General features: G+C 74.5%; 20 protein-coding genes and 1 pseudogene. 5 read left to right on the top strand and 16 right to left on the bottom strand.

Features of this window, described 5'->3' with window-relative positions:
* The first annotated feature begins 1 nt into the window (after nt 1).
* The gene (locus tag ACWDR0_RS21595) at nt 2-1,618 is read left to right on the top strand and encodes an N-acyl-D-amino-acid deacylase family protein (protein WP_456353343.1); all 1,617 of its coding nucleotides are present in this window, start codon (nt 2-4) and stop codon (nt 1,616-1,618) included.
* Between the two features lie 467 nt (nt 1,619-2,085).
* Here ACWDR0_RS21595 and ACWDR0_RS21590 read toward each other — a convergent pair whose 3' ends face one another.
* Nucleotides 2,086-2,331: a hypothetical protein gene (locus tag ACWDR0_RS21590; RefSeq protein WP_456353342.1), complete on the bottom strand. Its 246-nt coding sequence runs from the start codon at nt 2,329-2,331 to the stop codon at nt 2,086-2,088.
* Between the two features lie 169 nt (nt 2,332-2,500).
* Between ACWDR0_RS21590 and ACWDR0_RS21585 the strand changes: the two genes are divergently transcribed.
* Entirely contained in the window at nt 2,501-2,755 is a 255-nt protein-coding gene (locus ACWDR0_RS21585) for a chaplin (protein WP_456353341.1), read from the top strand.
* A 159-nt stretch (nt 2,756-2,914) separates the two neighbouring features.
* Here the strand turns inward: ACWDR0_RS21585 and ACWDR0_RS21580 are convergent, their stop codons facing one another.
* The 3 genes from ACWDR0_RS21580 to ACWDR0_RS21570 form a co-directional block, all read right to left on the bottom strand.
* Nucleotides 2,915-3,775: a tyrosinase family protein gene (locus ACWDR0_RS21580; RefSeq protein ID WP_456353376.1), complete on the bottom strand. Its 861-nt coding sequence runs from the start codon at nt 3,773-3,775 to the stop codon at nt 2,915-2,917.
* Between the two features lie 25 nt (nt 3,776-3,800).
* Nucleotides 3,801-4,265 (bottom strand): tyrosinase family oxidase copper chaperone, encoded by a 465-nt coding sequence (locus ACWDR0_RS21575; protein WP_456353340.1) that lies wholly within the window; start codon nt 4,263-4,265, stop codon nt 3,801-3,803.
* 265 nt (nt 4,266-4,530) lie between these two features.
* Nucleotides 4,531-5,031, bottom strand: coding sequence for a hypothetical protein (locus tag ACWDR0_RS21570; protein ID WP_456353339.1), 501 nt, complete (start codon nt 5,029-5,031; stop codon nt 4,531-4,533).
* A 323-nt stretch (nt 5,032-5,354) separates the two neighbouring features.
* Here ACWDR0_RS21570 and ACWDR0_RS21565 point away from each other — a divergent pair, with 323 nt between their 5' ends.
* Nucleotides 5,355-6,614 carry a cytochrome P450 gene (locus ACWDR0_RS21565; protein WP_456353375.1) on the top strand — a complete coding sequence of 420 codons (1,260 nt, stop codon included), beginning with the start codon at nt 5,355-5,357 and terminating at the stop codon, nt 6,612-6,614.
* 24 nt (nt 6,615-6,638) lie between these two features.
* On the opposite strand, the gene ACWDR0_RS21560 is transcribed toward ACWDR0_RS21565, so the two are convergent.
* Together ACWDR0_RS21560 and ACWDR0_RS21555 are read right to left on the bottom strand one after the other, a co-directional pair.
* Nucleotides 6,639-7,148: a DUF5949 family protein gene (locus tag ACWDR0_RS21560; RefSeq protein ID WP_456353338.1), complete on the bottom strand. Its 510-nt coding sequence runs from the start codon at nt 7,146-7,148 to the stop codon at nt 6,639-6,641.
* 45 nt (nt 7,149-7,193) lie between these two features.
* Nucleotides 7,194-7,796 carry a DUF4352 domain-containing protein gene (locus ACWDR0_RS21555; RefSeq protein WP_456353337.1) on the bottom strand — a complete coding sequence of 201 codons (603 nt, stop codon included), beginning with the start codon at nt 7,794-7,796 and terminating at the stop codon, nt 7,194-7,196.
* Nucleotides 7,797-8,117: 321 nt separating this feature from the next.
* On the opposite strand from ACWDR0_RS21555, the gene ACWDR0_RS21550 reads away from it, so the two are divergent.
* Nucleotides 8,118-8,417, top strand: a complete 300-nt coding sequence (locus ACWDR0_RS21550; RefSeq protein ID WP_456353336.1) for a hypothetical protein — start codon at nt 8,118-8,120, stop codon at nt 8,415-8,417.
* Between the two features lie 29 nt (nt 8,418-8,446).
* Here the strand turns inward: ACWDR0_RS21550 and ACWDR0_RS21545 are convergent, their stop codons facing one another.
* The 5 genes from ACWDR0_RS21545 to ACWDR0_RS21525 all read right to left on the bottom strand — a co-directional run bounded on the left by ACWDR0_RS21545 (nt 8,447) and on the right by ACWDR0_RS21525 (nt 13,796).
* Complete coding sequence (locus tag ACWDR0_RS21545) at nt 8,447-9,076, bottom strand: hypothetical protein (protein ID WP_456353335.1); 630 nt, start codon at nt 9,074-9,076, stop codon at nt 8,447-8,449.
* Nucleotides 9,077-9,093: 17 nt separating this feature from the next.
* A complete protein-coding gene (locus tag ACWDR0_RS21540; protein WP_456353334.1) occupies nt 9,094-10,572 on the bottom strand; it encodes a hypothetical protein in 1,479 nt (492 codons plus the stop codon).
* A 16-nt stretch (nt 10,573-10,588) separates the two neighbouring features.
* Nucleotides 10,589-10,978, bottom strand: coding sequence for a hypothetical protein (locus ACWDR0_RS21535; protein ID WP_456353333.1), 390 nt, complete (start codon nt 10,976-10,978; stop codon nt 10,589-10,591).
* Nucleotides 10,979-11,156: 178 nt separating this feature from the next.
* Nucleotides 11,157-12,425 (bottom strand): NAD(P)-binding domain-containing protein, encoded by a 1,269-nt coding sequence (locus ACWDR0_RS21530; protein ID WP_456353332.1) that lies wholly within the window; start codon nt 12,423-12,425, stop codon nt 11,157-11,159.
* Nucleotides 12,426-12,518: 93 nt separating this feature from the next.
* The gene (locus ACWDR0_RS21525; protein WP_456353374.1) at nt 12,519-13,796 is read right to left on the bottom strand and encodes a carboxylate--amine ligase; all 1,278 of its coding nucleotides are present in this window, start codon (nt 13,794-13,796) and stop codon (nt 12,519-12,521) included.
* A gap of 180 nt (nt 13,797-13,976) precedes the next feature.
* On the opposite strand from ACWDR0_RS21525, the gene ACWDR0_RS21520 reads away from it, so the two are divergent.
* Nucleotides 13,977-15,587: a glycoside hydrolase family 26 protein gene (locus ACWDR0_RS21520; RefSeq protein WP_456353331.1), complete on the top strand. Its 1,611-nt coding sequence runs from the start codon at nt 13,977-13,979 to the stop codon at nt 15,585-15,587.
* Nucleotides 15,588-15,615: 28 nt separating this feature from the next.
* Here ACWDR0_RS21520 and ACWDR0_RS21515 read toward each other — a convergent pair whose 3' ends face one another.
* The 5 genes and pseudogenes from ACWDR0_RS21515 to murJ all read right to left on the bottom strand — a co-directional run bounded on the left by ACWDR0_RS21515 (nt 15,616) and on the right by murJ (nt 21,943).
* The gene (locus tag ACWDR0_RS21515; protein WP_456353330.1) at nt 15,616-16,824 is read right to left on the bottom strand and encodes a GNAT family N-acetyltransferase; all 1,209 of its coding nucleotides are present in this window, start codon (nt 16,822-16,824) and stop codon (nt 15,616-15,618) included.
* Nucleotides 16,824-17,642, bottom strand: a complete 819-nt coding sequence (locus ACWDR0_RS21510; RefSeq protein ID WP_456353329.1) for a lipopolysaccharide biosynthesis protein — start codon at nt 17,640-17,642, stop codon at nt 16,824-16,826. Before ACWDR0_RS21510 ends, ACWDR0_RS21515 begins: the two co-directional genes overlap by 1 nt.
* Nucleotides 17,643-17,962: 320 nt before the next feature.
* Nucleotides 17,963-19,108, bottom strand: a pseudogene (locus tag ACWDR0_RS21505) (glycosyltransferase); the annotation flags it as partial.
* Nucleotides 19,105-19,905, bottom strand: a complete 801-nt coding sequence (locus ACWDR0_RS21500) for a polysaccharide deacetylase family protein (RefSeq protein WP_456353328.1) — start codon at nt 19,903-19,905, stop codon at nt 19,105-19,107. The pseudogene ACWDR0_RS21505 and the gene ACWDR0_RS21500, both read right to left, overlap by 4 nt.
* The gene (murJ, locus tag ACWDR0_RS21495; RefSeq protein WP_456353327.1) at nt 19,895-21,943 is read right to left on the bottom strand and encodes a murein biosynthesis integral membrane protein MurJ; all 2,049 of its coding nucleotides are present in this window, start codon (nt 21,941-21,943) and stop codon (nt 19,895-19,897) included. The genes ACWDR0_RS21500 and murJ overlap by 11 nt, the downstream gene beginning before the upstream one ends.
* Nucleotides 21,944-22,119: the final 176 nt, after the last annotated feature.

Below are 22,119 nucleotides of genomic sequence, written 5' to 3'. Positions count from 1 at the left end.
GATGGACCTCCTCATCCGCGACACCCGCGTCGTCGACGGCGGCGGCGGCGCGTCGTACCGCGCCGACGTGCACATACGCGACGGCCGGATCGCCGCGATCCGCCGTGAGGGCGACCCCGCCCTCACCCCCGCCCCCGGCGCCCGTGTCCTCGACGCCGCCGGGCTGGCGCTCTCCCCCGGCTTTATCGACATGCACGCCCACAGCGACCTCGCGCTGCTGCGCGACCCCGGCCACGAGGCCAAGGCCGCGCAGGGCGTCACCCTCGAAGTGCTCGGCCAGGACGGGCTCTCGTACGCGCCCGCCGACGACCGCACCCTGGAAGCCGTCCGCCGCTCCATCAACGGCTGGAACGGCGGCGGCCCTGGCGACGACTCCGTCGACTTCGACTGGCGCACCGTCGGCGAGTACCTCGACCGGCTCGACCGGGGCATCGCGGTCAACGCCGCGTATCTCGTCCCGCAGGGCACGGTCCGGATGTACGCGGTCGGCTGGGAGGACCGCCCGGCCACCGACGCCGAGCTGACCCGGATGAAGCAGCTCGTCGCCGAGGGCCTGGAACAGGGCGCCGTCGGCATGTCGTCCGGCCTCACCTACACCCCCGGGATGTACGCCCCCGACACCGAGCTGACCGAGCTGTGCCGGGTCGTCGCCTCGTACGGCGGCTACTACTGCCCGCACCACCGCTCCTACGGCGCCGGGGCGCTCCAGGCGTACGAGGAGATGGTCCGGCTCACCCGGGACGCGGGCTGCGCCCTGCACCTCGCGCACGCCACGATGAACTTCGGCGTCAACAAGGGGAAGGCGGGCGAGCTGCTGGCCCTCCTCGACGAGGCCCTGGACGCGGGCGCCGACATCAGCCTCGACACCTACCCGTACACCCCCGGCTCCACCACGCTCGTCGCCACCCTGCCGAGCTGGGCGAGCGAGGGCGGCCCGGACGCGCTGCTGGAGCGGCTGCGGGACGACGAGACCGCGGAGCGGATCCGGCACCATCTGGAGGTCGAGGGCTCCGACGGCTGCCACGGCGTGCCGATGGAGTGGGAGACCATCGAGATCTCCGGGGTCTCCGACCCGGCGCTCGGCGGCTATGTCGGCAAAACCATCGAGGAGTCGGCGAAGGAGCGCGGCGAGGCGCCCTGGGTGACCGCCCGCGGGCTGATGATCGCGGACCGGCTGGGCTCCACGATCCTCCAGCACGTCGGCCACGAGGAGAACGTCCGCACGATCATGCGCCACCGGGTGCACACCGGCGGCAGCGACGGCATCCTCCAGGGCGCGAAGCCGCATCCGCGGGCGTACGGCACCTTCCCGCAGTACCTCGGGCGGTACGCGCGCGAGCTGGGCGTCCTGTCGCTGGAGGAGACGGTCGCGCACCTCACCTCCCGCCCGGCGGCCCGGCTGCGGCTCCCGGACCGCGGCCTGGTCCGCGAGGGCTACCGCGCGGACCTGGTCCTCTTCGACCCGGCGACGGTCGCGGCGGGCTCCACGTTCGAGGCGCCGCGGACCCTGCCGACGGGCATTCCGTACGTCCTGATCGACGGCCGGTTCGTCATCGACGGCGGAGTCCGTACGGATGTCCTCGCGGGCCGCTCGGTCCGCCGCCGCCCGGTGGACTGAGCCGCTGAGACCACCCGTGCCGGGGCCCTACCGCCGTCGGGGCTCCGGCACGGGTTCCCTCCGGGGGTGGGGGGGTTGGGGGGCCTGGTCCTCCCGGCCCCGTCCCCTGCGGGTCGCTTGGGGCGGGGACGCGCCCGGCCCCGGTCCCTGCGGGCGCCTTGAGGGCGGGGACGCGCCCGGCCGGGCGGGGGTGCGGTGCCGACGGAACGCCGTCGGTGGTTGCTCACGCAGTTCCTCGCGCCCCTTACGCCCCTGGCGGCGTGGAGGGACCCCCAGCACCCCCAAACCGGGGACGCGCCCGGCCTGGCGGGAGTGCACTGCCGACGGACCGCCGTCGGTGGCTTGTCGCGCAGTTCCTCGCGCCCCTTACGCCCCTGGCGCCCCGGGAGCGGCCAAGGGCGCCCCTGGCCGCCCGGCGCCCCAGGCCCGGGCGCCGGGCGGCTCCCCGGCCCCCCCCCTGGAAGGGGCTACGCGCCCGGGAGGCCCGTCGGGAGGAGGGTGCTTGCTGCGTCGGCGACCGGGGCGAGGACGCCGCCGGGCGGGGGCTTCAGGAGGTTGCGGTCGACCTCGCCGCCACTGGTCGCGGTCGCCGCCGCGGGGGCGGCCTGGGCCGCGGTCGCCGCGCCCGCGGCCGCCACGGCGGCCAGGGCGACCCCGGCGACGGTCAGGGCCCGGGACGGCTTACGGAGTCGGTGCTTGCCTTGGTTCGTCATGACCGGCGCAACGCACGGACCCCCGAGGGGGTCACGGGCCGGGCACCACTCGCACAGACGATCAGTTCTCCAAAGATCCGTTACCACCTACGGGGTACGGCGTTGTCAACGTGAAGGCCGCAAGCTCTGCGGCCGATGCTCTGACTCTGCTCTGCAAGGAGAACTACTGATGTCGCGTATCGCGAAGGCCGCCGCCGTCATCGCCGGATCCGGCGCCCTGCTGGCCGGTGGCGCGGGCATGGCCGCCGCCGACGCCGGAGCGCACGGTGCCGCCGCCAACTCCCCCGGCGTCGCCTCCGGCAACGTCGTCCAGGTGCCGATCAACATCCCCGTGAACGTCTGCGGCAACACGATCGACGTGATCGGCCTGCTGAACCCGGCGTTCGGCAACCAGTGCGTCAACGCCGGCGGCGGCGCGTACTGACCCCGGATCCCCGAGCCCGAGGGCCCCGCCTTCCGACGAGCAGTCGGAGGAGCGGGGCCCTCGGTCTTTGACGCCGGGTCCCGGAGAGACCCTTGGTCTTTGCGCCGCGCCCCCGAAGGGGCCCGTCGGAACAGGGCCCGTCGGAACAGGGCCCGGCGGTCAGCCGTAGCGGTACCAGGGGGTGTGGTCCAGCAGCTCCGCCGGCGTGACGTCCCACGGCGGCAGCGGCTCCTCCAGGGCGAAGACCCGCTTGTGCTGGCGGTCGCCCCGCGGCAGCGGCGCCGCCGGGAGGTAGTCCGCGCCCCGGCGGGCCCGCCGCCAGCGCTCCCACAGCAGGTCGACGAAGGCGTGGTGCAGCCAGAAGACCGGGTCGTTGGGGGAGGTGGCGCCCAGCATCAGCCCGCCCACCCAGCGGTGCACCCGGTTGTGCGTACGCCAGCGGTCCGCGCTGCCCGCGGCCCAGCCCTCCAGCGCGTTGCGGAAGCCGCTGCGCGCCGTGGAGTCCCAGGGCGGGGCGTCGTACTCCGGCTCGGCGAGGGCCCGCTCGACGTCCTGCTTCGTGGGCAGGGTCAGCGGATTCGAGGGTCGGCCGAGGTCACGGGTGAGATAGCGGCCGTCGACGACCCGGGAGTTGACGGTCCAGTTCCCGTTGCCGTAGGCGAAGGGGCCGGTGGTCACCTGGCGGTCGCCCGCCCGGCCGGTGCCGCCGAGGAAGTCGTCCGCCCAGAGGGACGACGCGGCGGAGGAGTCCAGGGTCCAGTCCCAGTAGGGGACGGTGACCCGGTCGTCGATGCGCTGGAGCGCCCGCTCGAACTCCAGCAGATAGCGGCGGTGCCACGGGAAGAACGAGGGCGTCATATGCGCGGCCCGGGGCCGCAGCTCGCCGTCGGTGACGTAGAACTCGCCGTGCATCCGGACGAACTCGTCGTACTGGCCACGGCGTTTCAGCTCCAGCACGGCGTCGACGAAGCGCTTCTTCTCGGCCGCCGTCAGATCGCGCTGGTTCTTCCGGACGGGCACCCGGGCCGCCGCGGTGCCGGGGGACTCAGCCACGGTGCACCGCCAGTTGGGCGGCGCCCAGCTCGTCGACCGCGGCCCGGGCGACTTCCCGCAGGGTCGGGAAGGACTCGTAGTGGTTGATCAGGCTCAGAAAGCTGCCGTCGGCCCGCCGCATGATGTGCAGCGGCCTGCCGTCGATCCGTACCTCGACGGTCGGTGGCGCGCCCGCGTGCCCGCCGTGGCCGTGCGCCGGGACGAGCACCGTGGCCGTGCCTTCGATACGCCGCCCGCGGTACGTCTCCGAGAACCGTTCGAGGGCCGCGGGCGCCGCGGTCCCGCGGCGGCCGGGGCGGAGCGAGCCGATCAGCGGGGCGAGCGCCCCGGCTGTTCCCCCGGCCACCACCGCCGTGAAGAGCGCCCGGAGCGCGAGCCGGCGCGGAAGTCCGGCGGCGGCGCCGTTGCGGGCGGGGCGGGTGGTGCGGCTGATGCCGAGGCGGTCGGGGATACGCATGGGGCGGCCCTTCACGGTCTGCGGGTGCGGGTGCGGGAACGGATCCTGGAGCGGGTGCGGGAACAGGGGTGCGGACCCTGTCAACGAGGCGACGGCGAAAGGGTTCCTCTTCCGGGTGGACCACCCCGGCCTTCCGGTACGACCAGTACGACCAGTACGACCGCGAGCGCGCCGCCCCGGCCCGCCCGGCCCGGGGACACCCGCCGCCGCCCCGGCCGGCCCTCCTCCGGCCGGTCGGGGAGTACGCCGGCGGGAAGCGAGCGCGTCAGCTGTAGAGCACCCCGGCCGCGGGCGCGCCCCGCAGCCACGGTGTGAGCAGCGCGACCTCCGGCAGGACCGGTTCGGGCTGGCCGTACAGCTCGGGCCGGGGCGCGGACAGCGGGGCGCCCAGGGAAGCCCCGGGGGTGGCCAGCGAGAGGTCGGCGGCCTCGGAGGTGGCGCGGGCGACACCTAGGGGGTGTTCGCCGAGCGGGGCCGTGAGGGGCACCCCCAGCTCCGTGCCGGGGAGTTCGCTGCTGAGCGGGACCTGCGGCAGGGCTCCGTACGGCAGCATCCGCCCGGCGACGTGTTCGGGGGCCTGCGGCACGCCCGGCACCGGCACGGGGACGCCCGTACTCAGCTCGGGGGCGGGGACCGGAAGGACGGTCTCCAGGGTCTCCAGCGGGAGGGTGACCGGGACGGACGTGGCGGCGGCGGAGCCCGCCCCCACGGCCGACGCCATACACGCCAGCACCGCCGCGACAGAACACCGGGTCGTGGACTTCATGGGTGGATGTGCCCCTCTTCCTTCTCGTTCGGTGTGACGACTGCGCCCGGATGAACGATCAGGGCGCCCGGGCCGGGACAAAGTTCCCCCGAATGCAGCAGCACGGCCCGCCGCGGACCGGGGAACGAAGCACGGGATAGCGGGAGATGGGCGGGAATATGGGAGTGGCCTCGGGCCGATGAGCCGGCCCGGCCGATCCGAACCCGAGGAGGTTCCCGGCCTTGAACACCCCGGCCCCCGCGCCCGTCCCCGCCGAACCCGCCGAACCCGCAGCAGCGGCCGAACCGCGCCTGCCCCACCAACCCCCCGCACCCGCCGCCCCCATCACTCCCCCCACTCCTTCTGATCTCTCCACTCCCTCCGATCTCTCCGATCCGGGGTTCTGGGGACGGCCGCGCGCCGAGCGCCTGGCGGCCTTCGCCCGGCTGCGGTCGCTCGAAGCCCCCGTCCGCTTCGGCGCCCCCGAGGGGCCGGGCGGCTTCTATGCCCTCGTACGCCATGCGGATGTGCAGCAGTCCAGCCGGGCGCCCCGCACCTTCACCAGCGCCCCCGGGGTGACCACGCCGGAGCCCGCGGCCTGGGTGAAGGCGCTGTTCGGCAACTCCATGGTGAATATGGACGATCCGGAGCACGCGGACCTGCGGCGGATCGTCGCCCGCGCCTTCACGCCCAGGCTGCTGGCGGCGGCCGGGGAGAACATCGGGGCGGTGGCCGCACGGATCGTCGACGAGATGCTGCGGGACCGTCCCGGGGACTTCGTGGCGGCGGTGGCCGGGCGGATGCCGTTCGAGATCATCTGCGATCTGATGGGCGTCCCCGAGCTGCACCGGCGGGAGATCGCCCGCCGGATCGACGAGGCGTCGGAGAACGTGGGGGTGGGGCGGCGCAGGCTGCGGATGCCGGGGCGCGGGCTGCGGGCGCTGGCCCATCTCCAGCGGGTGATGGGCCGGCTGGCCCGGGAGCGGCGCCGGGAGCCCCAGGACGATCTGATCTCGGCGCTGGTCACCGCGGACGTCGACGGCCGGGGGCTGAACGCCCGGGAGCTGGGGGCGTTCTTCTCGCTGCTGCTGGTCGCCGGGGTGGAGACCACACGCAATGCCCTGGCACACGGTCTGGTGCTCCTCGGCGACCATCCGGAGCAGCGGGATCTGCTCGCCTCGGACCCGGAGCGGTACGGGGACGGCGCGGTGGAGGAGATCGTCCGCCACTCCACGCCGATCATCCAGTTCCGCCGGACGGTGGCCGCGGAGTGCTCGCTGGGCGGCCGGGACTTCCGTCCCGGGGAGAAGGTGGTGCTGTTCTACGCCTCGGCCAACCGCGACGAGGCGGTGTTCGAGGCGCCCGACGTCTTCGACATCACGCGTTCGCCCAATCCGCATCTGGGGTACGGGGGCGGCGGTCCGCACTACTGTCTGGGCGCGCATCTGGCGCGCCAGGAGATGAAGGCGGTCTTCCGGGAGCTGCTGACGAGGACGCGGGACCTGCGGCCGACGGGTCCGCCGGAGCTGATCGACTCCAGCTTCGACAACCGGGTGCGGGCGCTGCCGTTCGCTTTCACCGCCCGGTCCGTGTCCGGCCGGTGAAAGCGAAGGGGCTCCGGATCGTGGCTACGAGCGGAGCTGGGAGACCCGGACCAGGATGTGTGCGGACGACAGCAGGGTGTCCTCGTCGCCGAGGTAGGTCTGGAGGGTCTCCTCGGTGACCTGCTCGCCCGGCCTGGCCTCGGGCCAGGGGCGGCTGGCGATGATCACATGGGCATGGCCGCGGCCGTCGGCGGCGGCCAGCCACTCCGGCGGGGCCGGGCACTGGGCGCTGAGGAAGGGCATGTTGAGGACGGCCTGTCCGGCCTCCACCAGCAGGCGGACCGGGGAATTCACCGAAGACGAGGTGGCGTCGGACATATCACCGGCCCGGGCGCCGCATTCCGCGATCATTCCGAGAAGAGCGGTCTCGCCCTCCTCGGGGGTGCAGTCGCCGTCGCCGAGGGAATAGACGAGGAGATAGGGCATGTCGTGCCCGGCCTCGGGATCACCGGTCCAGGCGAGTACGGAAAGGGTGCCCAAATGGCTGCGGTTGACGGAATTCTTGGCGGACGTCGTGGTGTTGGCTGTCGTCATGGTTCGGCACCCTAGTGCCCCGGGACCCCGGGCCCGGTGCCGTGTTCACCTGCTCGGCGGAGCCTGAAGCCGCCACTCGACGGCCGATTTCCCGAGGTCACCGTGGAATTGGGTGAGGGCGGCCGTTTGGGGTACGTCGAACAGCAGCCAACCCTCGGCGGATTCACCCCCCGCAAGGATGTTCCATTTAACCGGGAATCCGGTGGTGATTTCTCCGCCGGATACCGCCGGATGGCGTTCTCCGGCCGCATCGGTCACCCAGGTCTCCGTACCGCGGGCGTCGTACGGAGCGCCCCCGACATTGAGGAGCGCGACCCGGATCCCGACCCGGCGCATGCCCTCCGGCGGCCGGGAGGCCACCGTGCCCTTGCGCCGTACGGGCACGGCGGGGTCGACGTAGGCGGTGACCGCCATCCGCAGATGCTCACCGGACGCCCGTCCGCCCAGGTCGATGGCGTCCCCGAGGAGCGCGGCGCCCCGGGCGCCACCCTTCCCGTCGCCCGCGGTGTCCCCCGCGGGCCGGCCGATGCCGGGCGGGTTGACCGGCCCGGCGGCCGCGTCCCCGGCGGGCGCGCCCTGGCAGGCGGTCAGCGCGCCGCCGAGGGCGCAGACCGAGAGCAGGAGCGGCAGGGCCGTACGTCGCATCATGGTCCCCTCATCAAGGCCGTTTTCCGTATGATCACGCCCTTTCGGCCCGGGATACCGCCGCCCGGGCCGTCCACGGGGTTCGTGTCGGCCACGTGCACCCCAACGCGCCATCCCTGCCCCACCGGCGTGCGCCCCGCGCCCACGGCCCGGGCGTGCGCGCCTTGTTCATCCAGTTGCCCGCACACTCCTCCGGCGCCGGGGCGCGGAGGCGCGGCCACCGGGCACCGGCTCGCACCGCGCGCCTCGAAAAACCGTTCCTGCGCTACTCCGCGCAGGCATGCCGACAGTGACTTCGCCCCGTGAGCCCCCGTTTGCTGTCGTATGGCAAGGACATCCTCGACGCCCCGATGGCAGCGCGTCCCGACCATTCCGGCCTCCCCCACGGACCACCACGCCTACCCGGACCGGGCCGCCCACCAGCAGGCCCCACCGACCGGTGCCACCCCGATCTACGAACAACTGATCCGCGAATGGGCGGCCGCCGAACGCACCCTGCCCGGCGGCCCGGACCTGGAATGGGCCCGCACCACCCGCTTCCCACCCCCACCGGACCCCCTGACGGGCCCCCCGCCCCCCTTGCTCAACGGCGGCTGGCACCACCCGTCGACACATCCGGCCTGACCGCTACGGCGCCCGCCCCGGCGGAGACGTCAGCCGTGGGAAGCGGCTGTCGGCAGCGGGCTGAGCCCCGGCTCGAACTTCGCCCGCACATGGATCCGGGTACTGCCCGGCGTATAGGCGTGCGAGATGACGCCGGCGCAGGTCCGGAGGTGCCTGCCCTCGACGGTGTCGAGGCCGTCCGGACAGAACCCGCTCTTGAGCACCCCGGCCCGGATGGTCTCCGGGTCGGCCAGGCCGAGCCTGGCGAAGCTGTCGGGCCGTTCGTACTTCTTCAGCGGCCGGGTGTTCTCGACCATGCGCTCGCCACCGGGGACCAGCCGGCCGAGGAAGGCCCGGGCCTCCGCGTCGGTGAGCGTGAAGGCCAGGATCCCGTTGTCCCACCGCGGCCCGACCAGGTATCCGGCCCGCCGGTCCGTGGCCGTGTCCGGAATCCGGATACCGATCGCGGTGCCGAGCCACTCGGGCGTGATGCCCTCCTGCCAGCAGCAGTCGCTCTCCCGGCCCGTGGACGCGCCCGGCTCCCCCTCGGTCCGGAGCAGCAGCCCACCGGCCAGCGCGAACAGCACGACCACCACGGCGGCGATCACGGCGGCCCTGCGGCGGGCCCGAAAGGCACCGGGCACGCCCCGCGGCCCCTGCCCTGCTTCGGGGTTGGTCATCTGCCGGAGGCTCCCTGTCAGTCCGTGGGGTTGCGGCCGGGGTCGGTCCTGCCGCCGTTGCGGCCGGGGTCCGGCGGTAGCGTGACGGGTCCCCCGTCCGGCCGCTCACCGCCCAGTGAGTGGCCCTGCACGGAGCTGGAACCCGCCATGTCGTACTCCTGGGCCATCCCGACCGTGTGCTGACGGCCCATCTCGCCGTCGGGAATCTTCACCGGCCCGATCGCCACGCCTTTCCCTTCGTCCCAGTTGTACCGGTCCCATGCGTTGACCTGGTAGTCGAGGCTGACCTCGGGGCGCCCCTGCGCATCGGGTACGACGGTGACGACCCCGGTGACGTTGGTCCGGGCCGATCCAACGGCATAGAACCAGTTGGGATCGGCGTCCTGGTCGAAGCTGTAGTCCTCGGGGCGGGTCTCCACTCGCATCGACACCGGCTGCCCGCCGTTGCGCCGGAACTCCTCCAATGCGTCCCGGTGCCACTGCTCCGCGTTCGCCGCGATCTCGTCCTGAACCCGGCCCCTCAGTCCCTCGTCGTCCTTCAGCATCTTGTCGACGGGCAGTTCCAGGGTGTCCCCCGAGTTCCCGTAGTAGTGCCGGAGATGGCGGGAGGCATCGGTCATGCCCAGCGCGTCCGCCGCGTCGGCCATGGACTTGATTTTGCCGTTGGTCAGATAGTCGTCGAAGCCCTTTCCCGCGGAACCGTGCCGTCCCATGCCGCGGTCCGCGGCCACCTGCTTGGAACGCGGATCCAGCAGCCCGGCGGCAAGCAGTTCGGCTCGTTGCCCGTTCCAGAGCTGCCCACGCGCTTCGGGGCTCAGGGACTCCCACAAGCGGTGCAGCTCGGCCCGCTGCCGGGCGTCGGCTTTGTCGCCGAGGGCGGCAAGCCGCATGGCCCGGGGCAGCTGGTCCCGGTCGAGGGAGTCGTAGACGGCATGACCGGCGTTGTGCGGGTCGCCGCCGTGGCTCGCCTTCAGTGCCCGCACGGTCGCCGCGTCGATCTCGGTGGCATGGCTGACCAGGGCCGTCAGGGCGTCCGCATAGTACTGCATCAGATCCTCGGTACGCCGGGACGGCCCCCGGACGTCGCACACCGACTCCGTCACGACGACCGTACCGTCGCCGGCGTCGCTCACCAGCAGCCCCGGATCGGGATCACCGCTGCGGTCGGGATCACCGGCCCGTGCCTCGGCGGTGAGCTCCCGGGCACGCTTCTGGACGCGGGCCAGCTCACCATGGGCATCGGACAGCACCGCGTGAATACTGCGCGCCTGGAGGGCGAGATCCCCGAACTCCTTGGCCGTCTTCTGTACGAAGTCCCGCGTGACAGTGGCGTTGACACCCTGCCAGCGAGACGCCTCGGACTTCTTGAGCAGCCCGTCCCTGGCATCGCCGGTCAGCTCGGCGAGCCGGTCGGCCATGGTCTTCCAGTCCGTCACCGCGGCAACGAGCCGTCCGAGGTCCAGTTCCATCAGATCGGTGTAGGTGAATTTCCCCATTCCCGCGTGACTCCCCTCAGGTCACCAGCTTGGAGATCTCCGATACCGGCAGGGCCGCCCCCGCCCGGTCCCGGATACTCGCCTCGACGGTGGCGTCGTCCGAGGAGTGGGACTTCTTGGAGTAGTCCAGGTGGTTGGAGACATGGGCACACATCTGAAGCACCGTCCTCACCTGGGAGGTCCAGACGGACAAGGTGGTGTACAGCTCACCGCCGGTATCCAGGTGCCTCGCCGACAGTTCACGGGCTGCCCGGGCCGTGTTCCCTTCGCCGCCCTTTGCACTGCCTCCCCCCGCGATGTCCCCTCCCTTGCGCAGTCTCCCGTGCAGCACGAACGCCTCATGGCCCACTGCCCCGAGATCGTCCTGATTGACCACCAGGTCGCCGGGCCCCTTGCCTGAACTCACGTGCCCCGCCCGCTTCATGCCGGTGACAACTTCCCACTGATGTCCAGGACACGGCATACGCAGCCGGAAAGCCAGACGATTCCGGCCGTATGACGGCTGATTGGCGTCCCTGGGCCCCGGACCGGGACCGCCCGCAGGAGCAGCACCGCGGACGGACCGTGGCGGCCCCGGCCCGGGGTCAGTTCTCCCGGACCCGCTCCCGGTGGGCCGCCCGGTCCGGGTGGGTGGGGCGGGGGAGCCGGAGGGGGCGGGGGGTGGGGCGGAGGTGGGTGCGGATGGTGCGGACGATCCGGGGGGCCGTGTACGTCGCGCCGTGGACGAAACGCATCGACGGGCCGAAGGCGGGCGCGCTCAGCAGTCCGGCGAAGAACAGTCCGGGGTACGACGATTCGAAGGACGGGCTCAGTTCCGGGGCGCGGCCGGTGCCGAGGGTGGTGAGGCGGGCGCGGAGCCGGGGATCCAGGAGCGGCAGGCGGTCCAGGTCCGGGGTGAAGCCGGTGGCGGCGACGATATGGGAGGTGTCCAGGGTGACCGGGCCGCCGGGGGCGTCCAGGGACAGCCGGATCCGGTCCCGGTCCGGGGTCGCGCCGAGGATCCGGTGGGCCAGCAGTTCGGGGACCCGGCCCTCGTAACGCTCCCGCAGCCACCAGGCGCCCGCCGGGCCCAGCGCGGTGCGGGCGATGTGTTCGCGGCGGGCGTCGGACAGCCTGCGCACGGCCCAGGGCAGTTCGGAGTAGGCCCAGCTCCGCCAGCCGGAGCCGAGGCCGCTGAGCGGGGTCCGCAGCCGCCGTGCCAGTGGGCGGTCCTCGGGCACCGGCACGGTGTTCCAGTTCACCCGCCCCGCCCGGGCGACGAGCACCGGGCGGGCGCCGCCCTCGGCGAGCAGCACCGCCGTCTCCAGGGCGGCCTGGCCCGCGCCGACCACCGTGACGTCCTGACCGTGGAAGCGGCTCAGGTCCCGGTGGCCGGTGCTGTGCGTGACCCGGTCCGGCGGGAGCTGTGCCAGCGGCCCCGGGATCCGGACGAACGGCAGCACCCCGACGGCGACGACGACGGTACGGGCCCGCACGGTGTCCCCGTCCGCGGTGCCCACGGTGAAGCCGTCACCGCCCGCCGCCACCCTGGTCACGATCCGCCCGTCGAGCGCGGGCACCGCGTGCCGCGCGAACCAGAGCCCGTACTCCGTGAACGCGCCGATCGGCAGCGGGCTACCGTGTTCGGTCCGGAAGCCCGCCTCGGCGCCGTAGCGGGCGAGCGTCCGGGCCCCGGCCGGATCCGACAGATTGGACGCCCACGGCTCGGACTTGAGGAACATGCCCTCGGGCATATGGTCGCGCCAGGACTCCATGGCCCGGCCGAAGACCTTCGTCCGCATTCCGGCGGCGGCCGCGTGCGCGGCGACCGAGAGCCCGTAGGGTCCGGCGCCGATGACTGCCACGTCGTACATGGTGCATTCCTTCTGGACGGGGGGGGTGAGTGAGGGGTGGGGGATGGGGGGTGGGGTTCGGCGGGTACGCGGGGCGGAGGAGCCGCCCGGGTTTCAGCGGGTACGCAGCGCGGCCCCCGCCCGCCGGGCGCCCTTGGCCAGCCCGCGCCCCAGCCAGGCGCCCGCCATGGCGGCGAACGGCAGCGGGTCGTCCCCGGCGAACCACGCCGCCTCGGCGGAACGGACGGGGTGGGCCGGGCGGGCGGCGGGCGGGGTTCCGGGGCGGCGGGCCGCGCGCGGGCCGGGGCGCCGGAAGGCGGTCGGCAGGGCCGTCAGCGCCGACAGCAGCGCATAGTTCTCGGCGACGAAGACCCGGCCGGGGCGTTCGGGCGGCGGTGACGACGGGGGCCGGCCGGTCAGGTCCCGGTACAGCGCCCGCACCACATCCGTGCCGTCGGGCGCCGTGAAAAGCCGGAACTGGGCGCCCGGCCGGGGATTGGCGTCCAGCAGCCGGTAGCCGCCGCCGGCCCGGTCGCGGCGGAGGTCGAGGTCGATGACGCCCCGGTAGCCGGTGTGCTCCGCCAGCCGCAGGGCGATCGCGGTGACCGCCGGATTGGGGTGCCAGCGTCCCATCGCGGTCAGCCCGGCCCGCGGCGGCCAGGCCAGCTCCTTGCGGCCGGTGCCCCCGGCCAGCAGCCGTCCGTCGCCGCCGAAGCAGCCGTGGAAGAACCAGTCCGCGTCCGGCCCGTCGGGCAGCCTGCGCTGGAGCAGCAGCCCCGCGCCGGTGGCCGCGCCCCGCTCGTACAGGGCCCGGGCCGCGCCGGGCGAGCGGATCAGGGTCGTACTGCGCAGTCCGGCGCCCGGGGGCAGCAGCCACGGCCTGCTCCACTTGGCGACCAGCGGAATCCCGAGGGCGGCCGCCGCCGCGGCCGCTTCCGCCGCGCTGCCGGGGACGACGGTCCGCGGATGCGGCACACCCGCCCGCCCGCACACCTCCGCCAGCGCCGACTTGTCGGCGAGCGAGTCCGGCAGCCCGGGCGGCTGCGCGGGCAGCAGATAGCGGCCGGCCAGCCGGGGTGCGTGGGCGGCCGCGAGGATCGCGCCGAGGTCGTCCATCGGAATCAGTACGGCGGGCCGGCCGATCCGCTCCGAGACCCGGAGCAGCAGTTCGGCGAAGCCCGTGCCGTCCGGGCGGACCGTGCCCGGCGCGACGGGGTGCGCGCGGTGCAGATGCCGGGAGCGTACGACGGGACTCGACGCCGACTCGACGACGGCGTGCACCTCGACCCCGGCCCGCCCCAGGGATCTGACGGCTCCGAGGGTGCCGTGGTGAAAGGGGTTCCGGTCGAGGCGCAGCACCAGCGCGGGGACCCCGGCGTCGAACGGTGGCATGGACGTCACATCTTTCACCTGGATGGTCGTGCGGAACGCGGCGGTGATCGCTAATGGCCTACCGGAGGTCGCCCGGACCGCTCATTCGTAGGACTTTCTTCCTACGGCCGGACGACGGGCGAACGGACAGAGCGTCAGTCCGACGGACCGCCAGATCACCGCCCTGCCCAAGGAGGAGCCATGACCCGAAGGCGCCGTCTCACCGGCACCACCATCGGGACGGTCGCCGCGAGTCTGCTGGTCTCCACGGGAGCCGTGGCGGGCGCGGCGAGCGTCGCCCGGGCCGAGGACCAGCCGGAGCGTCCCGCCGGACCGGTCGCCGTCGGTGCGTACGTCGACTACGGCTCGGCGGGTCCGCGCCGGATGGCCGAACTGTCGCGCTGGCTCGGCGGTACGGAACTGCGGGTCGGCCACACCTATCTGCCCGGCGACCGGTGGGCCGGTATCGAGGGCCGGGTCGGCTTCCTGGAGGACTGGGCCCGCTGGCGGCGCGCCCGCGCCGACCGGATGTTCGTCCTCAATGTGCCGATGCTGGAGCGGAACGAGGCCCGGCTGCCGGACGCGGAGGTCCGCAGGCTGCTGCGGGCCGGGGCGGCGGGCGAGTACGACGAGCACTTCAGGGCGCTGGCCCGGCGGCTGGTGGAGCTGGGCGTACCGGACACCGTGCTCGTCCTGGGCTGGGAGATGAACGGCATCACCTACAGCCACCGCTGCGGCCCGGACCCGGAGTCCTGGAAGGCGTACTGGAACCGGATCGTGGCGGCGATGCGCTCGGTCGACGGCCAGTCCTTCCGCTTCGACTTCGCGCCGAACCGGGGGCAGGACGCGGTGCCGTGGACCGCGTGCTACCCGGGGGACGACGTCGTCGACATCATCGGGATGGACTCCTACGACCAGGCGCCCGGCCGGACCTTCGAGGAGCAGGCGGCGGCGCCGTACGGGCTGCACGCCCAGGTGGCGTTCGCGCGCGAGCACGGCAAGGCGATCTCGTACCCGGAGTGGGGGCTGTTCCGCAACGGGGACAACCCCGACTACATGCGGGGCATGCTCGACTGGATCGAGCAGCACCGGCCGCTCTATCAGACCATCACGGACTACTGTCCGCACGGCGTCTGGCAGTGTGATGACAACCCCAAATCGTCGAGTGTGTTCCGCACCCGGCTGTACAACCAGACGGGTCCGACGGTGCCGCCGGTCCCGCCCGTGCCGACGACCCCGCCGGTGCCGGTACCGACCGTGCCGCCGGTGCCGGAGCCGCCCGTACCGCCCGTACCCACGGTGCCGACCGTGCCGACGGCTCCTCCGGTGCCGGTCCCGGAGCCGCCGCCGGTGCCGGAACCTCCGGTGGCGCCGACACCAACGCCCGTACCCGAGCCTCCGGTAGCCCCGGTCCCGACACCGGTACCGGTACCCGAACCGCCGGTGACCCCGACGCCGGTGCCGGAGCCCCCGGTAACCCCGCCGCCGGCGCCGACACCCGTACCGGAACCGCCGGTGACCACGCCGAAGCCGGAGGAGCCGGTCCCGGTTCCGGTGCCGACTCCCACTCCCACCCCCACTCCGACGCCCACTCCGGCCCCGGTTCCCGTGCCGACTCCGGTACCGCCCCCGGCTCCGGTGCCGAACCCGACACCGAACCCGGCCGCCACTCCCGGACGTCTCAACAAGATCGACTGGTGCGTCGAGGTACCGCTCTCCCCGTGGACGTCGTCCTGGGCCCCGGCCCGGAAGTTCTGTGTGAAGATCCCCTGGCCCGCGTCCTGGCCCGCGCCCCGCAACGACAGCCGCTGAGCACGCCCGGCCGGCCCGGCGGAGCCGCTCAGCGGTCCGCCGGGCGCCGGGCGTCCCGGCCCCGGGGGGTCACCGCCGACCGCCAGTCCTTCAGCCGGTCGCGCCACTCACGGGCCGCGGGGAACCGCTCGGCGACGGCCGCCACCGCCCGGTCCCGCAGTACGGCCCGGGACACATGCAGCCTCAGCACCGGTTCCAGGGCGTACGGGGCGAACAGCAGCCGCTGATTGGTGACCGCCTCCGGGCGCCAGTGGCTCTTGTACGCCTCCTTGCCGCGCAGCAGGCTCATCACCCGGCGGCCGGTGCTGGCCGCCAGGTCGGCCTCGTGCCGCAGCAGCATGGTCGTGACGTCCACCTTCCGCTCCCGGAGCCTGGGGTCGGCCCCGTACAGATAGCCGCCGGTGAACCGGCCGGACAGCAGGGCCACACTGGCCGCGACGACCTCCCCGTCCATCCGGTACTCGGTGAGGGCCGCGTCGCCGTCGCGGACCATGCGCCGGGTGGCCCGGACCAGATGCTCGGCGAACCGGGGCCGCAGATGCTCCACGGTCACCCCGCGCCCGCGCCACTGGAGTTCGTGCAGCCGCAGCAGATGGCCCATCGCCTCGGGCACGCCGTCCTCGGTGACGGTGATGTCCTCGATCTCCAGCGCGTCGATCTTCCGCAGCTTGGCCCGCACCCGCTGGGCCCGGGCCTTGGGGAGCCGTTTGACCAGCTCCTCCATGGGGTGGGCGGGCAGCTCCAGACAGACCGAGTCCGCCAGTCTGGCCCGGGCGCCGGTCCACCGCGCGTACAGCTTCTCGGCGGCGGCGCCCGGCCGGACCTCCCGCAGGTCGACCACCGCGTGCCGGGCGGCCCGCTGGAGGCCGCGCTCCAGCGCGTCGACCGCGGCGTCGGCGGCGGCCGGATCCGTACCGTCGGCGTCGTCGACGAGGATGTCGGAGTAGTCGGAGATACCGCCGCCGAGGGAGACCAGGAGCGGCATCGGACGGTGCACCAGCATCAGCGGCGCGGCGGCCACCAGCCGTCCACCGCGGCGCACCAGGACGATCCGCAGCTTTCCGCCGGTGCCGTAGGACAGCCACCACGACTCCAGCCAGGCATGGCTCTGGAAGGGCGTGGCGGTCGAGCAGCGGCGCTGGAGGTCGTCCCACTCGGGCCGCAGCAGGGCGAAGGCGCGCTGGTCGCGGCAGAGGGTGACGGTGAAGCCCTGCGGCTCCGGCTTCGCCGGTTCCATCAGACGCGCTCCTTACCGGCGGCGGAGCCCGCGGTGGCGGGCGCGGGCACCGAAGTGGCGGCGGGGGCGGCTGCCGGGACGGGCTCGGCGGCGGGCCCGCCGGGCGGGGCGGTGGCGGCCGGGGAACCGGCGCCGTCGTCCTCACCTGAACGCTGCCGGATACGGGGCCGGACCAGCAGCACCAGTCCGCCGATCAGTCCCCCGGTGGAGGCACCGACGGCGGCACCGAGCGGAGCGGAGGGGGAGACGGGCTCGGCGGGCGGAATGGCACGGGAGAAGCTCAGCAGTTGGACGCCGGTGTTCTTGGCGACCTGGTTGCCGCTCACGAACACGGCGTCGGCGACGGCGTTGGCGATATCGGCGGCCTCGCCGGGGCGGTCCGAGGTGCCGGTAATCGCGATCATCGGCGAGTCGGGCGAGGTCTCCGTCCGGACCCGGCTGCGCAACTCCCGCGCGGACATCCCGGCGGCGACCCGGGCATAGGCGATGGTGGAGTCGCTGGTGGCGATCCGCCCGTATGCCTGGGCGAAGCCGATGGCGGCCCCCGGCTGGGCGTCCTTGCCGGTGGCGGCGACGACATAACTCGTGGCCGCGTACTGGGGGGCGGCGAGCAGTCCGTACGCGCCGCCGCACAGGGCACCGGCGGCGGCGAGCGCGGGCAGCGGCCACCAGGCGGGCAGCCGCCGGACCCGGCCCGCGGCCCACCGCAGCGGCTCCGGCCGCCGGGACCGCGCGGGCGGCGGTGACGGATCGGGCCGCTCTGCCTCGGTCTCCCGGGGCGCCGGGCGCGGGGTCTGCGGAGTCTGCGGCTTGCTCATCGGTGGGCTCTCTCGGTCGGATCGGGAGGGGAGGACGGGGATGGCGGGGAGGGCGGGAATGGCGAGGAGAGTGCGGATTCGCCCCGCGGGGAGGGCGCGGGCGGGGGCAGCGGCGCGCGCCGCGGAGAGGGCGCGGGTACGGGTTCGCTCCGCGGGGAGGCTCCGGGCGCGGGTGCGGGTACGGATTCGCCCCGCGGAGAGGGCGCGGGTACGGGTTCGCTCCGGGGCGGCGGGCCGCTCCGCGAGGCGCGGGGCAACGGCGCGCGGAGCACTTCGCGCCGCGCCCGGTACGGCCGGTCCCGGCCCGTTCCGGTGTCGGCGAGCACGCGCTCGTACACCTCGGCTACGAGCCCGGCGGTCCGCCGGATGTCATAGCGCTCGGCCCCGCCCAGGGGCGCCCGCTCCGGCCGCGCGCCCCGCGCGACCAGTTCCCGCACGGCCGCGGTGAGCGAGGCGTCGTCGCCCGCGAACCGCAGGGCTCCGGTCACCGCTCCCGGCCCCAGGTCCTCGACGGCGGGACAGGTCCGGTACACCACGGGCAGCCCGGCGGCGAGCGCCTCGATCACGGCGAGCCCGAAGGCCTCCTCGCGCGAGGCGGAGACGAACGCGTCGGCACCGCTGAGCACGGCGGCGACGGTGAACCGCGGCCCGTCCGTGAGCGCCTCCGCCACCGCCGCCGCGCCGGAGGCCGCCGCGCAGTCGCCCAGGAAGTGGACCCGCGCGGCCACCCCCAGCGTCGCCGCCAGATGTTCCAGGGCCGGGCGTTCCGGCCCCTCGCCCGCGAGGAGGACGGTCACCGCGGGGACGTCCGCGGCCGCCCGGATCAGGCTGTCGAAGCCCTTGCCCGGAACCAGCCGGCCGACTCCGCCGAGCACGAACGCGTCCGGCGCGATGCCGAGCGCGGCCCGGACCGCCGCCCGGGCCGCCGGGTCGAAGCGGAAGTGGTGGGCGTCGATGCCGTTGGGGACCGTATGCGTCCGCCGCGGCGGTACGCCCCACTCCCCCAGCCGCGCCGCGACCGTGTCCGACACGGCGACCGTGGCCGCCCCGAGCCGTTCCGTGGCGAGGTACAGCGCGCGGGTGCCGCGGGTCAGCGGCCGGCCTTCGATTTCGTGCTCGCCCAGGGAGTGTTCGGTCGCCACGACCGCCCGCACCCCGGCCAGCCGGGCCGCGATCCGGCCGTAGACGCACGCCCGGTACAGATGGGTGTGGACCAGGCCGTAGCCGCCGCCCCGGATCAGCCCCGCCAGCCGGGGCAGCGCGGCCGGATCGCGGTTGCCGCGCATCCCGAGGTCGGTGACCCGGACCCCGTCCGCGCGCAGCCCGTCCGCCACCGGCCCCGGGTTGGTGAGCGTCACCACGTCGCAGTCGTACGGCAGATGGCGCAGCAGCAGCCGCAACTGCTGCTCGGCACCGCCGGTACCCAGCCCGGTGATCACCTGGAGCACCCGGGGAGTAGTCGTCATCGCAGACCGGCCCGGTGGCCGAGCCGCTTCGCCCACAGCCGCGCCGAGCGGTCGGCCTGGCTGATGTGCGTACGGGGCAGGGCGTACGGCCCGCCGAGCCCGGCGGGCGGGCGGATTGCGCAGCCGTACGCGTACCCCGCCGACCGCACCGCGGCCGCGACCCGGCCATCGACCGTGCCGTACGGATAGCAGAAGCCCTCCGGATCGCGGCCGGTCACCTCGCGCAGCCATGCCCGGCTGCGGAGGGTCTCCTCACGGAGGGCGTCGTCGTCGAGCCGGGTGAGGTCGACGTGGTAGAGGCCGTGCGAGGCGATCTCGGTCCCGGCCGCGACGGCGGTACGGATCCCGGACTCGTCCACCAGCGGCCGCCGGGGTCCGTCCGGGTCCCAGGCGTTGTCGCCGCCGAGCCGGCCGGGCAGCACGAACAGCGTCGCCGTGCAGTCGTGGCGGCGCAGCACGGGCAGCGCGTCGGCGGCGAAGTCGGCGTAGCCGTCGTCGAAGGTGAGACCGACGAGCCCCCGGCCGCGCCCCTGCGCGCAGGCCCTCAGCAGGGCCGCCACGGACACCCCCCGCAGCCCGTGCGAGCGCAGCCAGCGCAGCTGGAGGTCGAGGCGGTCGGGCGAGACGGTGATGCCGTACGGGTCGTGGGCCGGGTCGGAGACCGAGTGGTACATCAGGATCCACGGCCGTCGGACGGCGGTGGCGACGGGTGCGGCGACGGCGGTGAGGGACAGGGCGGCGGTCGCCGTGGCGGTGGCGGTCGTCTGGTTGCGCGGTGGCGCCGTGTCAGCGGACATGTCGGGCGATCCTCTGTCGGATGAGAGCCAGCAGATGGACGACTTCGGGGGCTCGGACCGCGAGCCCGGTGACGGCGAAGACGGCGGGTACGAGCACACAGCCCGCGGCCAGACTCGGCAGCGCCGGTTCGATCGTGCCCGCGGCGAGCCGTCCGGCGGCGGCGGCGCACCCGGCGGCGAGCGCGAGCCGCCCGAGTGCCGGGGTGATGGCGCGGACCCGGATGGGGACGACCCGGGAACCGAGGCCGCGCAGCAGGAGCAGGGCGGTGGTGCTGATGCCCGCCGCGTTGGCGGCCGCGATGCCGTAGACGCCCCAGGGGCCGACGGCGGCCGTCCCGGCGGCAACGGTGACGACGAGACCGGCGGCCATCGCGGCGGCGGGGTACCAGGTGGGGCGCCCGGCGGAGAAGAACGGGCGGCCCAGCGCCCCGACGAGGGTGTGGCCGAGCAGCCCGACGGCGTACACCCGCATCACCGTCGCGGTGGTCCGGGTGTCCGCGGCGCCGAACGCGCCGCGCTGGAAGAGGACCTCCACGATCTGGGGCGCGTAGCCGACGATCAGCGCGGTGCCGAGGAGGACGACCAGTCCGGCGAGCGCGAGGTCGTTCTCGACCCGGCGGCGGGCCCGCTCCCGGTCCCCCATGGCCATGGCCTTGGCGACAGCGGGGAAGGTGACGGTGCAGAACATCAGCGAGAGCACCATCGGCATCTGCGCGACCTTCTGCGCGTAGTTGAGGTGGGAGATCGCGCCGCTGGGGAGGGAGGAGGCGAGGAAACGTTCGACGAGGACCTGGGACTGGCGGCTGACGGCGAAGAGGACGATGGGGGCGAGGAGGGCGAAGCCGACGGCTCCCACCGGGGGTGCGGCGGGTTCGGTACGGTCCGGGTCGCCGTCCGGGCACGGGGGTGCGCCGCGCCCCGCCGGGGGGCGTGCCCGGTCCGTGCGGTGCGGGTCGCCGGGGCGCGGGGGTTCGCCCTGCCCGGTGGAGGACGTACTCCGGCGGGGGGCCGTCGGGGGCCGGTCGCGCAGTTCCTCCCCCTCCGCCTGGCGGCGTGGGAGGTGCCCCCACCCCTTCGCCAGGCGGCGCAGGAGGTACCCCCGGCGCCCCTCCGCACCTCCGGGGGCCTGGAGGGACCTACGGCGGCCCTTCACGAGCCCGGCGCCCCCGGGGCGCCGGGTGGCCGCGGCACCGTGGCCCTTCATGCGGTCCGGCAGGTAACGGGCCAGGATGCCGGGGGTTCCGGTACGGCCGCCGGAGCGGGGGCGCGGGACCGGGCCCGGGCGGGGGTGCGGGGGGCGGGGGGTGCGGTGGGCCGTCATCTCGCGGGCGAAGAAGGGCAACTGCACCAGGACCATCAGCGCGCCGCCGATCGCGACCCCGGCCGCCGCCGCCCGGACGCCCCAGAGTCCGTGCAGGGCGATCGTCGTGGCGATGATGCCGGCGTTGTACGCGACGTACACCCCGGCCGGGGGCACAAAACGCCCGTGGGCACGGAGCGCGGCGCTGAAGTAGCCCGCCACGCCGAAGGTGAGGACGGTCAGGGCGGTCAGCCGGGTGCAGTCGACGGCCAGTGCGGGTTCGGGGAAGCCGGGGGCGAGCGCGGCGACGAACTGGGGGGCGAAGACGAGCAGCAGGCCGGTCGCGGCGGCGAGGACGGCGAAAAGCTTCGGAAAGGTGTGGCCGACGAGTTCGCGCACCGGGTCCCGGTCCCCTCGCGGCCGCCCGCCGTCCGGCTCCGCCCGGCCCGCCGCGCGGCGGGCCAGGGCATGGCTGAAGGCGGGGACCAGGAGCAGCGCCATGGCGTCCTCGATGAGGAGGGTCGCCGCCATCTCGGGCACGGTCCACGAGATGAGAAAGGCGTCGCTGTCGACGCTGGCACCGTAGATCTGGGCGATGGCCTGGTCGCGTACGAGACCGAAGAGGGCGCCCGCGAGGGTGAGTCCGGCGGTGACGGCGGCGGCCCGGGCGAGGACGTTTCCGAGCCGGGAGGGCTCGGTGCCGGCGGGGGACTCCTCGCGCATGTCCACGCCGGTCATCCGGCCGTCCCGGGCCCGGTCGCCGGTGCGGGACCGCGTACAGGTGCGGGCCCGCTCGGCGACGCGGGCCCTGATACGGCGGCGGGCGCCGGTCCGGACGGAGCCGCGGATACGGGTCCGGATACCGCCGGCAGCGCCCGCGCGGCAGCGGATCCGGCCCCGGGCGCGCCCGTGGA

The organism is Streptomyces sp. NPDC003691, assembly GCF_053981115.1.
The sequence above is the reverse complement of the archived record's forward strand: the minus strand, read 5'-3'. Positions and strand labels throughout refer to the sequence as shown.